General features: G+C 45.6%; 2 protein-coding genes. One reads left to right on the top strand and one right to left on the bottom strand.

The features are described 5' to 3' along the window. Positions 1 to 599, bottom strand: a 599-nt coding sequence (locus tag KIV40_RS28715) for an MFS transporter (RefSeq protein ID WP_285352623.1), incomplete at its 3' end; no start/stop codon positions are given. A gap of 162 nt (positions 600 to 761) precedes the next feature. Here KIV40_RS28715 and KIV40_RS28710 point away from each other — a divergent pair. After that, a partial coding sequence (locus KIV40_RS28710; protein ID WP_285352625.1) for a LysR family transcriptional regulator occupies positions 762 to 924 on the top strand: 163 nt, incomplete at its 3' end.

Below are 924 nucleotides of genomic sequence, written 5' to 3'. Positions count from 1 at the left end.
ACTAGCGCCTTAATATCAGATTTAACGGAGGTTTGTTTTACCTCTGGTTGCTCTTTTGGCTGAGCCAACGTGGTTGCAACCAATAGCGCGCCCATTAGCGTTAGAGTAATGAAGATGCTGTGCCAACCAAAGTTATCCGCTAGAAGCACACCCAGTTGAGGCGCTAGTGCAGGAGATAGCGCTACCAAAGGCATGATGGTTGCAAAAATTTGTTGGCTGCTGCTTTGTGAATAGCGCTTGATTACCATCGCTTGCCAGATCACAGCAGGTGCACACACACCGATTGCTTGGATAAAGCGTAGTGTCAGTGGTTGCCAAACCTCGGTACTGAAAGCCAGACCAAACGATGCTGCCGTAAACAGAACTAGACCGACAGCCAGTGTGTTGCGGTGACCGTATTTGTCACTGGCAAGGCCCCAAATAAGTTGACCTATTGCCATGCCGCCAAGGAATACCGTTAGAGACAGGGCAATCTGCTCTGGGCCAGTTGCAAAGTCGATCTCCATTGCCTTAAATGCAGGTAGATACATATCGGTCGCGATGAAACCTAGCATGGACAGAACTGCAAGGTAGGTCAGCTGAAACTTAGAAATATTCATAAAATGCCATTAAGCTGTTGTAGTGATGTATTTATCATCAAAATTATTGTTTGTTGTTGGGTGACGTCATGCCCGTTTTATGTACGCTGACATTCTATTTTTCTGCTTTGTTAAAATAAAACGCTAAAATATGTGGTTATCAATCAAAAAAATTGAAGGCTTATGTTCTCTAAATCATCGTTAGAAATGCTCGACACTGTGGCTCGGTTGGGAAGTTTTACGGCTGCTGCTGAACAACTGCACAAGGTGCCATCAGCGATCAGCTACGGGGTTCGTCAGATAGAGCAAGAACTTGGTGTGCTGTTGTTTAAGCGCCTGCCGAGAA

The organism is Vibrio sp. D173a, assembly GCF_030248475.1.
This window is presented reverse-complemented; position numbering and strand designations above follow the sequence as displayed.